10 protein-coding genes are annotated in these 12,451 nt (G+C 50.5%); 4 read left to right on the top strand and 6 right to left on the bottom strand.

Going from position 1 to position 12,451, the window contains the following annotated elements; all coding sequences use genetic code 11:
- Positions 1 to 12: 12 nt before the first annotated feature.
- Positions 13 to 507 (bottom strand): OsmC family protein, encoded by a 495-nt coding sequence (locus JK216_RS07550; RefSeq protein ID WP_212711436.1) that lies wholly within the window; start codon positions 505 to 507, stop codon positions 13 to 15.
- A 490-nt stretch (positions 508 to 997) separates the two neighbouring features.
- Between JK216_RS07550 and JK216_RS07555 the strand changes: the two genes are divergently transcribed.
- Together JK216_RS07555 and JK216_RS07560 are read left to right on the top strand one after the other, a co-directional pair.
- Complete coding sequence (locus tag JK216_RS07555) at positions 998 to 1,870, top strand: nucleoside-specific channel-forming protein Tsx (protein ID WP_212711435.1); 873 nt, start codon at positions 998 to 1,000, stop codon at positions 1,868 to 1,870.
- A 237-nt stretch (positions 1,871 to 2,107) separates the two neighbouring features.
- A complete protein-coding gene (locus JK216_RS07560; protein ID WP_212711434.1) occupies positions 2,108 to 3,523 on the top strand; it encodes an MFS transporter in 1,416 nt (471 codons plus the stop codon).
- 58 nt (positions 3,524 to 3,581) lie between these two features.
- Here JK216_RS07560 and JK216_RS07565 read toward each other — a convergent pair whose 3' ends face one another.
- The 3 genes from JK216_RS07565 to JK216_RS07575 are packed head-to-tail and all read right to left on the bottom strand — an operon-like array spanning position 3,582 to position 7,441.
- Positions 3,582 to 4,904, bottom strand: coding sequence for a cytochrome c (locus tag JK216_RS07565; RefSeq protein WP_212707469.1), 1,323 nt, complete (start codon positions 4,902 to 4,904; stop codon positions 3,582 to 3,584).
- A 12-nt stretch (positions 4,905 to 4,916) separates the two neighbouring features.
- Positions 4,917 to 6,701, bottom strand: a complete 1,785-nt coding sequence (locus tag JK216_RS07570; RefSeq protein WP_212707470.1) for a GMC family oxidoreductase — start codon at positions 6,699 to 6,701, stop codon at positions 4,917 to 4,919.
- A 2-nt stretch (positions 6,702 to 6,703) separates the two neighbouring features.
- The gene (locus JK216_RS07575; RefSeq protein ID WP_212707471.1) at positions 6,704 to 7,441 is read right to left on the bottom strand and encodes a gluconate 2-dehydrogenase subunit 3 family protein; all 738 of its coding nucleotides are present in this window, start codon (positions 7,439 to 7,441) and stop codon (positions 6,704 to 6,706) included.
- Between the two features lie 301 nt (positions 7,442 to 7,742).
- Between JK216_RS07575 and sbmA the strand changes: the two genes are divergently transcribed.
- Together sbmA and JK216_RS07585 are read left to right on the top strand one after the other, a co-directional pair.
- Positions 7,743 to 8,978 carry a peptide antibiotic transporter SbmA gene (sbmA, locus tag JK216_RS07580; protein WP_212707472.1) on the top strand — a complete coding sequence of 412 codons (1,236 nt, stop codon included), beginning with the start codon at positions 7,743 to 7,745 and terminating at the stop codon, positions 8,976 to 8,978.
- A 215-nt stretch (positions 8,979 to 9,193) separates the two neighbouring features.
- Positions 9,194 to 10,111 carry a ParB/Srx family N-terminal domain-containing protein gene (locus JK216_RS07585; RefSeq protein ID WP_212707473.1) on the top strand — a complete coding sequence of 306 codons (918 nt, stop codon included), beginning with the start codon at positions 9,194 to 9,196 and terminating at the stop codon, positions 10,109 to 10,111.
- Positions 10,112 to 10,199: 88 nt separating this feature from the next.
- Here JK216_RS07585 and JK216_RS07590 read toward each other — a convergent pair whose 3' ends face one another.
- Positions 10,200 to 11,243 (bottom strand): YncE family protein, encoded by a 1,044-nt coding sequence (locus tag JK216_RS07590; RefSeq protein WP_212710270.1) that lies wholly within the window; start codon positions 11,241 to 11,243, stop codon positions 10,200 to 10,202.
- Positions 11,244 to 11,467: 224 nt separating this feature from the next.
- Positions 11,468 to 12,385, bottom strand: a complete 918-nt coding sequence (murQ, locus tag JK216_RS07595; RefSeq protein WP_212710271.1) for an N-acetylmuramic acid 6-phosphate etherase — start codon at positions 12,383 to 12,385, stop codon at positions 11,468 to 11,470.
- Positions 12,386 to 12,451 lie beyond the last annotated feature (66 nt).

Below are 12,451 nucleotides of genomic sequence, written 5' to 3' on the forward strand. Positions count from 1 at the left end.
GGGGTTCCTTTGTCAGTCAGCCGGTGCGGAATCAGCCCCGCATCCGGCCAGAAACAGCGGTTCGCAGTTCACTGGGAAATTCAGTGAATTAGCTATAAAACAGGCCTCGTGTGCCTTATGGTGTAAGTCAGCAGCCAGTGACTGTTGCTGCAGATTACGCAAGGTAATTTCCGGCCGCAGGGTGATCTGCGTGAAATGCCCGCGGTCCCCTTCCACCATCGTACCTTCCGGGTTGTCCTGATATCCGTCAACTACCACTCCCGCATCCGCGCACAAATGCAGATACCATAATTTGTGGCAGGCAGATACTGAGGCTAACAGGAGTTGTTCCGGATTCCAGCATGATTTGTCACCTCTGAATGCAGGGTCAGCACTCAGGGCTATCGTATCTCTGCCAGCAGCATGCAGTTCTGCAGAACGATCATACGCCTTATAGGAGGCGGTCCCTTCCCCGCGGTTTCCTGTCCAGAGCAGGGTAACCTGGTAGTGGTGCTGTTTTATAGCCATCAGATATCCTCAGGGGGTGATGTCATCCGGAGCGAGGTTCGCCCCCGGATGATTATAAGATTGCATAAGATGAATCATAATATTTACTTATGTTTTGATCGTAATAACCGCAGTCTGAAACGTGCGCGGTGAGGTAACCCGCAAGGATTTTCCTGCTGGCTGCAGGGTGCTGTCTATGACATTTTTCTGGCCCGCAACCGGTTACTTTTTACTAACTGCCACAGAGTTTACCTTTCTTAGGCAGTAAAAAGTTCAGTTTATATCGTAAATTAATGTGATCTGTATCACATTAATGATGATTAAAACTGCAACATATTTTGTCAATTGTGAATTACATCGAATTACTCGGGTATGATATCCGGCATGATCCAGCCTGGTGAGGTTTCGATGATATCGAACCTGTTTTTCCGGTTTGATTTCTTTTTCTGTACCTCTGCTGACTGTGATAACAGGGGTACTCTTTAGGCAAATTGCGGGTGTTTAATATAAAATGAAATATAAATTAATGATGGCAGCAACTTTGCTGGCGGGTTCAGCAATCAGTCCTTCTTATGCGGCAGATACATCACCTCAGTACCTGTCGGACTGGTGGCACCAGAGTGTCAATGTCGTGGGCAGTTACCATACCCGGTTCGGACCCCAGCTAAATAACGATTTATATCTGGAGTATGAAGCTTTTGCTCACAAAGACTGGTTCGATTTCTACGGTTATGTAGATGTGCCTAAATTCTTCGGCACCGGTAACGGTAACGACTCAGGGATTTGGGACAAAGGCAAAGGTTCTCCGCTGTTTATGGAAATCGAACCACGCTTTTCTATTGATAAGCTGACCGGTACCAGCCTGGCCTTTGGCCCGTTCAAAGAATGGTACTTTGCTAACAACTATATCTATGACATGGGCCCGAACAATGCTAACCGTCAGAACACCTGGTATATGGGTCTGGGTACAGATATAGATACCGGCACCAAACTGGGATTATCACTGAACGTTTATGCTAAATATCAGTGGGAAAACTACGGCGCGGCAAACCAAAACAGCTGGGACGGCTATCGTTTCAAAATTAAATACTTCCTGCCTCTGACGACCCTATGGGGCGGTAACCTGAGTTATATCGGTTTTACAAATATTGACTGGGATTCAGATCTTGGTGAAAAATCCGGTCCGGTCCGTACCAGTAATTCTATCGCTTCCAGCCATGTTCTCTCCCTGAGTTATGACCACTGGCATTATTCACTGGTTGCCCGTTATTTCCATAATGGCGGACAGTGGGCCGATGGTTCAGAACTTAATTTTGGTAAAGGCAACTTCACTACCAAAAATACTGGCTGGGGTTATTACGCGGTCATTGGTTATAATTTCTGATAATTATCCGTTAACTCGTATCGTCCTTTGCTGACGATATCCCCCGGCCGGCACCCCCTGTCCGGCCGGGGAAAGAAACGCTCCAATCGCCCCGCAGAATTAATATTATTTAACCTCGTTTTTTTTGTTTTCTTCGCTTATTCTGCTATTTGTTCACTGCTGATCACTCCCTCTATTCAATACTAATAATCTGTTCAGCAGCATCGCAAATACAGCTATCCCGAGGTTAATTTCATTATGTCATCCGTCTGTACTGCAGCAGAGACCTGCTCTGTTGTTCAGCAAAATAATAAATACACTATTGCCGCCCGAATTGATGCATTACCTTCCGGTAAAAGTCTGTGGGTTTTTATTTCTTTACTCGCTCTGGGTGGTTTTTTCGAACTCTATGATTTATTCGAAACGGGATATATTAGTTCAGGTTTACTCGCTGAGAAAATATTTCATCCGGGGAATGCCGGTATTTTCGGAATATCTGATCAGGCCGCATTTGCTTCCGTCACTTTCCTTGGCTTATTTATCGGTGCCAGCTTACTGGCGAAATATGCAGATAAATTTGGCCGCCGTATGACCTTCATCTTCGCCCTCGGCTGGTACGGTATTTTCTCGTTAATGATGGCGTTTCAGAATACCGCCGAAGGGATTATTTTATGCCGTCTGCTGGTCGGTATCGGGCTGGGGGTCGAGCTGGTCACTATCGACACCTATCTGGCAGAGTGGATGCCGGCACATTTACGCAGCAGGGCATTTGCCTTTTCTTTTTTTATTCAGTTTCTGTCAGTACCTGTCGTTGCCCTGATGTCCTGGTGGCTGATCCCGAAGAGCTGGTTACATCTGGAAGGCTGGCGCTGGGTCGTAATTGCCGGGGCGGTATGTTCACTGGTGATCTGGCGTATTCGCCGTAACCTGCCCGAATCGGCCCGCTGGCTGGAACAACAGGGACGTTATCAGGAAGCCCACCGGGTACTGAGTGCAATGGAAAAGCGCTGCGGTATCACACCACCACCGTGGGAAATATTACCCGCGGCAGTTCAGAACTCGCCCCGTGTACAGGGAAGCTTCCGCGAAATATGGGCCCGCCAATGGCGTAAACGAACCCTGATGCTGGTGGTGATGAATTTTTTCCAGGCGATTGGTTTCTTTGGTTTTGGTAACTGGCTGCCGGCACTACTGTCGGGTAAAGGCACCAGCCTGACCCACAGCCTGCTGTATGCTTTTTTTATCACCCTCGCTTATCCGCTCGGTTCACTGATTTGCAGCCGTTATGCCGATAAGTTTGAAAATAAATGGCAGATCGTTATGGCATCGTTAATGACTGTCATCTTCGGTACTCTGTTTGCGCTGGCGGACAGTCCGTTGCTGATGATTATCTGTGGTTTTCTGGTGACATATTCCAATGCCTGGCTGACCTTCAGCTATCATGCTTATCAGACCGAGATATTTCCGACTCATATCCGTGCCAGGGCCGTCGGTTTCTGTTATTCATTCAGCCGCCTGTCGACAGTCTTTAGCAGTATTATGATCGGCGTGATACTGCAATACGCCGGCAGTCAGGGGGTGATTGCCTTTATCGTGTTCAGTATGCTGATGGTAATGTTATCGGTGGGTATTTTTGGCCCCGCCACCCGCGGACGCGACCTGGAAAATATCTGATATATAACAGACCCTCCCCGCGATCTCTGCGGGGGAAGGTCTGTCAGTGATCATACGGTTACGGCTGTTTTGATAATCCTTCAACCGTCGCCGCACCTTGTTTGGTACTGACCGTCGCCGATTTCCGCATATCTGCGACCTGATCCGCTGAAACTGTCGACGAGGCAGTGTTACCCCAGCTGTTACGAATAAAGTTCACCACATCAGCCACCTGCTGGTCGTTAAGTCTCCAGCCAAAAGCCGGCATGGTGACCGCAGAAGGTGCGCCATTGACCCCGGGTAAGGTATCCCCTGTCAGCACAATATGGATCAGCGATGCCGGATCCTGCGCTAATACTACCGGATTACCTTTCAGTGCCGGGAAGAAACGGGTGTAACCTGTGCCATCGGTTTTATGACAGGCAGCACAGCTGTCCACATACTGTGCAGCACCGGTCTGATGATCGTCACCTTTCCACAGTGCCTGAGCTGTCTGATCATTCGCTGTAAACCCTGGCTGGCTGGCATCCCGCGGACTGAGAGATTTCAGGTAACTGGCAATGGCATTGATATCATCGGCGCTCAGATATTGCAGACTGTGCTGTACCACATCCGTCATTCCGCCGAAAACAGCCGTATGATCGTTACGGCCGTAACGCAGGAACTGGGCGATATCTGACGTACTCCAGCGTCCCAGACCATCACGATCATCCCCCCGCAGACTGGTGGCCGTCCAGCCATCAATCGGCGCATTGCTGCCGGACAGATAATCGGTGCCCTGACGATTATTCAGGGCTTTTTCCTGCATAGTGATACTGCGCGGTGTGTGGCAGGCACCACAGTGTCCGAGGCCTTCGACCAGATAACGGCCACGGGCCTGTACCGGATCTTCTCCGGCGGCCGCTAGCGCCGGAGCCACCTCAGGGGCAAACATTTTCCGCCACACCGCCAGCGGCCAGCGCATAGAGAGCGGCCACGGAATGCCGGTCGCGTGATTGCTCTGACTTACCGGTGCCACCCCATGCATAAAGTAGGCATACAGGGCATGCATATCGTCATCACTGACCACCGCATACGACGGATATGGCATTGCCGGATAAAGAGTGTCGCCGTTTTTAGCAATCCCGTGGCGCACCGCTTTCTGGAAATCATCGTAGCTGTAGTCACCGATACCGCTGGTCTTGTCCGGGGTAATATTGGTCGAATAAATCGTGCCAATTGGCGTTGCCATTGGCAGGCCACCGGCAAAGGGTTTTCCTCCTTCGCTGGTATGACAGGCCACACAGTCTCCTGCACGGGCCAGATACTCACCACGCTTTACTAAATCCTGCCCGCTGTTATCGGCAGCCACCGCAGAAAAAGCCATTGCACTGAGCAACAGCGTTACTATTCTTTTTTTCATTGTCTGTGCCTCTTATGCCTGTACCAACGGACCCGGGTTTTTCAGGTAAACCTCACGAATGGTTTTTGCTGACCAGTAGGTCAGTGCAGCCACCATCCCGGTCGGGTTATAACCCAGTCCCTGCGGGAAGGCTGAGGCTCCCGGTACAAACACATTTGGCACATCCCAGCTCTGCAGATAGCGGTTAATCGCGCTGGTGTTTGGATCTTCCCCCATAATCGCCCCGCCGTTCATATGGGTGGTCTGATATACGGTGGTATCAAAATGAGTGTCTGCCGTCTTAGCGCCGCCGATAATCATTTTCGGGTTCATTGCTTTGGCAATGTTATGCATTTTCGACACCATAAACTGCGACATTTTGATGTCGTTTTCCTGCCAGTCAAAAGTCATCCGCAGTAACGGCTGACCGTGGGCATCTTTATAGTTAGGATCAAGGTCAAGATAGTTATTGCGATAAGACTGATGCGCACCATGAGCATCCATCGATACATGGTGTGTATAAGTATCAGCCACCGCCGCTTTCCATTCACTGCCCCACGCCGGGGTTCCTGGTGGTGTCGGCAGCCCGGAGATCGGTTTCACACCGGCCTGGTTAACCCAGAGAGGTGAGCCACCGACAAAACCGAGCGGACCATGGTCAAAGTTATCGGCATTAAAATCATCGACCCCGACTCCTGCACCGCCGGCACCGATAAACGGGTTAGTGGTGATATTTTTGTCAAACAGCGCTTTCAGGGTAGAGATATTCTGGTAGGCAAAGTTACGGCCGACAACACCTTCATTAGTTATCGGGTTATAAGGCTTACCAATGCCCGACAGCAGCATCAGATGGACATTGTGGAACTGGAAGGCTGACAGGATCACCAGATCGGCTGGCTGGATCTGCTCGCGACCGCTGGCATCCACATAAGTGACACCGGTCGCCCGTTTTTTATCGTCCGTCAGATTCACCCGTAACACATAAGAGTCATTACGCAGCTCGAATTTTGGCTCCTGACGCAGGGCTGGCAGAATATTGACGTTCGGCGAGGCCTTTGAATACATATAGCAGGCATAACCACTGCAATAGCCGCAGAAGTTACAAGGCCCCATCTGTGCACCATAGGTGTTAGTGTAAGGACCGGACGTATTCGCCGAAGGCATATCATAAGGATGATAGCCGACCGATTCCGCCGCCTCAGCAAACAACTGTGCTGAATAGGTCCGTTTCTGGGCCTTTAACGGGAAATCATCAGAACGGTCCGGGGCAAACGGGTTACCGCCTTTCCCTTTACCCACCAGTTTTCCTTTGACTGTCCAGGCGGTACCGGAAGTGCCAAACACTTTTTCTGCCTGATCAAAGAAAGGTTCCAGCTCATCATAACTGACACCAAAATCCTGGATCGTCATCCCCTGTGGAATAAAGTTTTTACCGTAACGTTCTTCATAGTGGCTGCGCAGCCGCAACTCAGCCGGATCAACACGAAAATGAACGCCTGACCAGTGCAGTCCCGCGCCTCCGGTACCGGTTCCAGGAAGGAACGCATTTAACTGGCGATACGGAACAGCCGTCTGCGAAGGATTGTGGCGGACGGTCACGGTGCTTTTAGACAGATCCTGGAACAGCTTTTTACGCACATTATAGGTCAGTTCATCAATAGACTGAGGATATGCGCCATCAGGATACGTATCACGCTGTGGTCCGCGTTCCAGTGCCACCACATGCAGACCGGCTTCGGTCAGCTCTTTGGCCATAATCGCCCCGGCCCAGCCAAAACCGACAATCACTGCATCTGCTTTTTTCATTTCATTGGCCATGATTATGCCCTTTCTCCGCGAATTGATACCGGTGGGAACGGATAATGTTCACCACGTTCTACCCAGTCCATAAAATCAGCTCTGGCACCGGGGAAACCTATCAGCGTCCAGCCAGCCATTCCCTGGTTGCCACCGTGGATCGGATCACTGAAGAACCCTTCGCGGGTATTTTGTAACAGATAGGAAAAAAACAGCTTACTTGGCAGTTGTGTGAACTGAGCCTGACCGGTTTCAAACGCTTTCAGGGCCGCGATCTGCTGGTCAGCATTCAGGTCAGCGAATACTTTCTGGTACTGTTTTTTACTGTACTCATCTGCTTCTGCCAGACCGAGGCGATAAATTTGTCGCGGCACCAGCGGCAACTGGTATCCCAGTTCTTTCGGGGTATCCGGCGCAAAAGGTCCCTGCATATACCAGTTTGACCCGGTCGCATAAGGCGTATTCATCTGCCGGTCAATATACTCAGGGACACCGGTTTCCAGTGCACCCGGGCCGCGGTCATCGGCGGGAATTAACCGGGCAACCGCCGCAGTAATAAACGCATACTCTTCTGCGGTAAACCAGGATGGCTGATATTCGCGGGCCTGCTGAGGACCATTATCAGGGCGATCGGCAGCCATGGCTGCCGGACTAAATGCAAGTGAACCTATGGCGGTGCTACCAACAGCCATTGCAGGAGCTAAAGTGATCGTTTTTAGTAAAAAATCCCTGCGCGACTGTCCGTTCTTATGTTCTGACATGACATTGCCTCAGTACCGCATATAATGCGGCATGAAATGTTAAATTTTATATTGATGTTTATTTTGTCACCAGCAAAAGTAACAAAACGGTGTTACCGGTAACAATGTGCTTTATTGTATACCTGTTATTAATAAGGTTCAGCAGAAAAAAACATCAATCTCTATTTTTATTAACATTTTCTTGTACTGCGGAAGGTGATAACCCCGCTACACGGGGCTTGTCACTGCCAGAAACATCCTTCAACAGACAGTTAACAGGCTTTAACGCTATAACAGGATGTGACTATTTAATGGAGTTGCTATGTTTAAATGTTTTTTCCCTCGCCCCGGGCTATTCTTCAGCAGCGCGGCTATCTGGAGTCTGGTGGCTATTCTGATCTGGTTTCTTGCCGGCGAAGGCGCATTAGAGGGGATACCTGCCCTGGCAAAAGCGGCCAGCAGCCCGTTACCTGCCACCGTATTCCGCTTTATCCATCTGTCACAGTTGTGGTTTTATTTATACTTCTGGATTGCCACTGCCTTATTCGCTTTGTGCTGGCGGATTATCGATAACCATCCATGGCAACTCTGGTCGGTCTGGGGCTCGGCATTGATCATTTTTTCCACCTGGTTTGGTGTACAGGTCGGGGTCGCGATTAACGCCTGGTATGGTCCGTTTGGGGATTTAATCCAGAAAGCACTGACCAAAGCCGGCTCGGTACCGATCACCGTCTTCTATTCTGAAGTGATCGCTTTCCTTGGCATAGCGCTGGTCGCGGTGGTTATCGGGGTCATGAACTCCTTTTTTGTCAGTCACTGGGTATTCCGCTGGCGTACCGCGATGAATAACTACTATATGGCCAACTGGCAGCAGTTACGCCAGGTGGAAGGGGCGGCCCAGCGTGTGCAGGAAGATACGATGCGGTTTGCCGGCACTCTCGAAAGCTGGGGGGTGAGCTTTATTCAGGCGATTATGACCCTGATTGCTTTTCTGCCGGTATTAGTCAGTTTATCCCACCATGTGAAAGACGTGCCCTTCCTCGGCAATATTCCTTATGCTCTGGTGATTATTGCTTTACTGTGGTCCCTGTTTGGTACCGGCCTGCTGGCCATGGTCGGGATTAAATTACCCGGACTGGAATTTCGTAATCAACGAGTAGAAGCCGCTTACCGTAAAGAGCTGGTATATGGTGAAGATAACGCCGAACGCGCCCTGCCGCCGACGGTACAGGACCTGTTCAGCCGGGTAAGATATAACTACTTCCGCCTGTACTTCCATTATCTGTACTTTAATATCACCCGTATCCTGTATTTACAGGTCGATAATGTGTTTGGTTTGTTTGTATTATTCCCGTCTATCGTTGCCGGTACCATTACCCTGGGGATCATGAACCAGGTCTCTAACGTGTTTGATCAGGTGAGATCATCTTTCCAGTATCTGATTACCTCCTGGTCAACACTGGTTGAACTGATGTCAATTTATAAACGTCTGCGCAGCTTTGAGCAGATCCTGCAGGATAAGCCACACGACGAAATGATGCATGACGCAGCAGAGTAAACCGGCTTACATCGCGTGTCGTCCAAAGTGACACGCGATATCCTGCAGTTTGTGGTTCATTCAGATAACAGAGGTAAAAAAGGTCGCTATTCCGGGAGATAGTCCGGCGCAGTCATGCTGTACTGTGACAAAGCAGGTTGATTCTGATCGGCTGCCGTGACACAGCCATCAATGAGCTTCCGCAGAACCCAATTGTTTTACTATGGAACGTCAATATGAAAAGCACCGGATTATCCTGTCTGCTGGCACTGCTGACCGGCATCGCCTCAATGCACAGTATGGCAGCAGATACCGCGACCATTAAACAGCTTGCGGTCACAGACATTCATCCTACCCAGCCAGCGGTTGGCTATGATGAAATTCGCTATAAAGTCGCCCTTTTCCGGGCCAGCCCTCGCCAGTTATTTGATAGTTTCTGCGAAAACAACGGCGCGGGAAAAGTCAGTCACTTTACCCGTCAGTCGGTGATCACTAACCCCGGCAGTTTCAGTTGCCAGTCGCCGTACGGTACTTATCCCAATGCCATTAAAAGTGCGGTCATCGGGCCTGACCACCAGCTATACCTGACCGATGGTCATCATACGGTCAGTGTATTCCGTGAAATTGCCGGCAATCAGCCATTTAATTTCAGCGTCCGAATCACTAATGACCTGAGTTCACTGCCCGATATGGCAGCATTCTGGCGCTGGATGCAGCAGCATAATCTTAGCTGGTTAAAAGATCCGGCAGGTAATGCCGTTGCCCCGGCAGACCTGCCTGCTCAGGTTGGTATGAAATTTATGGCCAATGATGATTATCGTTCAGTGGTCTATTTCCTGCGTTCGGTGTCCTATAAGAAGCCGGAAAACGCACCGCCGTTCCTTGAATTCTATTTAGGTGACTGGCTGCGTCATAACCAGCCGTTTAACGACGGAGCACTGACCCGTAAGAGTGGTTATGCAGGTTACCTGGCGAAAGCTGCGCAGGCGATGACTCAGGCGGATGGCAGTACTCATACCACCGCAGAACCATCGTCACCGACCCTCGCTCAGTTGGGTAAACTGGATACGGTTAACCAGAAAAAACTGCAAAAACTGAGCGCTGCCGGCGGGAAACTTTCAGTGTTATTTGCTGCCCCGGCCAAAAAAGCCTGACTGAGATATCGGAGGGTTATGCCGTTGTTCAACGGCTGACGCAACAGAGAAAGGCCCGCAATAACGGCGGGCCTTTTATCTGATTCGCTTACAGACGGATACTCATGACTTCATCAGCAGAAGTCGCAGGCTTATCACGTGTCGCCGGTTGTTTAACCGAAACAAACAGGGTATTGCCATCGGCGGACAATGCCAGACTGTTCGGTAATCCGGGCGCTTTTACCGTCTGTTTCACTGAATAATCTTTTGTATCGATAATACTGACAGTTCCCTCTTTACGATGGGTAACATAGAGCTCATCGCGGGCAGGGTTAAACAGTACTGCCAGTGATTCAGGTACCGCGATAGTATGAATAACTTTTCCGGTCGCGGTATCAGCAACCAGCACCCCTGCCTGTTTAAAGTCCGTGATAAACAGCCGGTTCCCTGTTTTATCCAGCGCAATATTCAGTAACGCACTGTCTCCGCTCTCCACCACCCTGACCCGTTTTTCGATACGATTATTGCCAGTGTTAATCATCAACAGCTCACCATCGCTGTTGGTGATATACAGGGTGTGGTTTTTACTGTCCAGTGCCACGCCGGTAGCAATTTTCCCTGTGTTTTTAATCGTATCCAGCAATGTCAGATTTTTTGCATCAACCACCCAGACCACGCTGTCAGCACCGACGCCGGGGATATACAAACGGTCAGTCGCCGCATCAAACACGATTTCACGTACCTGTAACGGTCGCAGAGTCTCAGTGCGTTTACGGCCATCCAGCACCAGATGTTTAAGCTCTGCGCCGCTATTCGCATCGATCAGGGTTACTGCACCTTCACGGCTGTTACCGAGGAATAAACGGTTATTCTGTTGATCCAGGGCGACACCAAACGGTTTATGGGTATTTTTCAGTGTCCGGACACTCTGTAAGCTCTGTGGGTCCAGCCGGTATACCATGCCGCCCTGATCGTCGCGGCCCTGCGCGCTGGCCACAAACAGCGTATTGTCAGGCTGGCTGTAGACCAGTTCATATAACCCTTTATCTACGGGTTTACTCATAACGGATACTTCTGCGGCAAAGCTGTGAGCAGAAAATAACGCGGTAACCAGTACCAATGGACGGAAAAAAGCATGATGATAATTAAACATGTCGATAACGTCTCCAGAGTAATAAGCGGCACATAACCGGGGTATGGCCGGATCAGGCCTGCGTGATCAAAGATAAGGAAATGATTTTCCATTTGATAAGAATAATCATTTACATACTGGATGAATAGTATTTTATGATGACCACGGACCAATAATGCCTGGTTTGTGAGTGACCACTACTTTCTCTGGCTGCTGTTATCGGGCTGACAGCAGCCGGCAGCCGCTCAGAGCTGCGCAGGTAATACGGCTAATAATGCCTGACGGATAAAGCCCTGATGCTCTGCCAGTAATGCACTGGCTTGTGAAGCCTCCAGTCCTGCCAGTAACATAATAATCGCTGTCTTACACTGTCCCTGGCAGGCGTCCAGTGCCTGCTGCGCATCGGCAGCCTGACAGCCCGTTGCCTGCATCACAATATTCACCTGCCGCTGTACCAGTTTATGGTTAGTCGCTTCCACATCGACCATCAGGTTACCGAACACCTTACCACTGCGGATCATTGCCCCGCTGGACAGCATATTCAGTACCATTTTTTGTGCCGTTCCGGCTTTCATCCGCGAAGAGCCGGTAATGACTTCGGGTCCGACCACCGGCGTCAGCGCAATAGTCGCCCTGGCGGCCATTTCGCCATCCGGATTACAACTCAGGGACACCACCGTCGCCCCACATTGCTCCGCGTATTCCATCGCCCCCAGCACATAGGGCGTTCTGCCGCTGGCGGCAATACCCACCAGGATATCCCGCTGAGTAAAGTCGATGGCCTGCAGATCCTGCACACCCTGTGCACGATTATCTTCCGCATTTTCCACCGCCTGCAGGATAGCAGGCTCTCCGCCGGCAATCAGGCCAGCCACCTGACCGCGCGGAGTTCCGAAGGTTGGCGGGCACTCACTTGCATCCAGAATACCCAGCCTGCCAGAGGTACCTGCACCACAATAAATTAACCGGCCGCCACAGGAAAAAGCCGCAGTGATTGCATCCACTGCGCGGGCAATATCCGGCAGGATAGCTTCTACCGCAAGGGCAACTTTTTTATCTTCCTGATTGATTACCGCCAGCATCTGTTCTGTCGTCAGCTGGTCGATAGTTTCACTGGCAGGATTACGGCCTTCCGTAATCAGTTTGTTTAAGTCGGGGGTCATCGGTTACGCATCCTGTGGCAAGTCAGGCTGCATCATAGAACATGCGGCGCAGAGGCGAAAGCAGCG

The sequence above is a fragment of the Tatumella sp. JGM94 genome, from assembly GCF_018257595.1.
GTDB classification, from domain to species: Bacteria; Pseudomonadota; Gammaproteobacteria; order Enterobacterales; family Enterobacteriaceae; genus Tatumella; species Tatumella punctata.

Excerpts from the sequence above, each read along its gene's own strand:
- JK216_RS07575 (WP_212707471.1), bottom strand. The coding sequence starts at position 7,441 with ATGTCAGAACATAAGAACGGACAGTCGCGCAGGGATTTTTTACTAAAA.
- JK216_RS07555 (WP_212711435.1), top strand. The coding sequence starts at position 998 with ATGAAATATAAATTAATGATGGCAGCAACTTTGCTGGCGGGTTCAGCA.
- murQ (WP_212710271.1), bottom strand. The coding sequence starts at position 12,385 with ATGACCCCCGACTTAAACAAACTGATTACGGAAGGCCGTAATCCTGCC.
- JK216_RS07585 (WP_212707473.1), top strand. The coding sequence starts at position 9,194 with ATGAAAAGCACCGGATTATCCTGTCTGCTGGCACTGCTGACCGGCATC.
- JK216_RS07550 (WP_212711436.1), bottom strand. The coding sequence starts at position 507 with ATGGCTATAAAACAGCACCACTACCAGGTTACCCTGCTCTGGACAGGA.
- sbmA (WP_212707472.1), top strand. The coding sequence starts at position 7,743 with ATGTTTAAATGTTTTTTCCCTCGCCCCGGGCTATTCTTCAGCAGCGCG.
- JK216_RS07565 (WP_212707469.1), bottom strand. The coding sequence starts at position 4,904 with ATGAAAAAAAGAATAGTAACGCTGTTGCTCAGTGCAATGGCTTTTTCT.
- JK216_RS07590 (WP_212710270.1), bottom strand. The coding sequence starts at position 11,243 with ATGTTTAATTATCATCATGCTTTTTTCCGTCCATTGGTACTGGTTACC.
- JK216_RS07570 (WP_212707470.1), bottom strand. The coding sequence starts at position 6,701 with ATGGCCAATGAAATGAAAAAAGCAGATGCAGTGATTGTCGGTTTTGGC.
- JK216_RS07560 (WP_212711434.1), top strand. The coding sequence starts at position 2,108 with ATGTCATCCGTCTGTACTGCAGCAGAGACCTGCTCTGTTGTTCAGCAA.